Raw genomic sequence first — 466 nt, 5'->3', positions numbered from 1 at the left:
GGCTCACCACGAGCAGCGGGGCGTCGATGTCGGAGCAGGACCGTTCCTCGGGGAGGATGCGCAGGCTCCACAACTTGCGGGCCAGCGCCGCGGCCTTCTCCTTCGTGTCGTCGTGCGTCACACCGACCAGGACGCACAGTCCCGGTCCCTGGATGGCGCCGACGGTCTCCCCGTCGACGACGACCTTCGCTTCGCTCACCCGCTGGGCCACCGCTCGCATGGCCCTATTGTCGCGGGTCCCGGGTGCCGTACCCCACACGGGTGAGGACGGCCGATCGGGGGGCCGGGTTCGCCCGGTCGGCGGGGTCGCACAACTGTTGTGACGGCCGTTCGGGTGCAGAGTCGCTGCGGGCCGCCGACGGCAGGTGGCAGCATCGAAGCCGGGAGGGGCGTGCGGCACGCCCGGAGGGGATGACAGGGATGACCAGAACCGGCGCGGCGGTGCCCGCCTCGGCGATCACCAACG

At 72.1% G+C, this 466-nt stretch carries 1 protein-coding gene; it reads right to left on the bottom strand.

All coding sequences use genetic code 11. The features are described 5' to 3' along the window. The coding region (locus tag AC5RWQ_RS30430) for a D-aminoacyl-tRNA deacylase (protein ID WP_494286036.1) at positions 1-220 on the bottom strand (220 nt) is incomplete at its 3' end. Positions 221-466 lie beyond the last annotated feature (246 nt).

It is taken from the genome of Micromonospora sp. BS32, assembly GCF_059089345.1.
The sequence above is the reverse complement of the archived record's forward strand: the minus strand, read 5'-3'. Positions and strand labels throughout refer to the sequence as shown.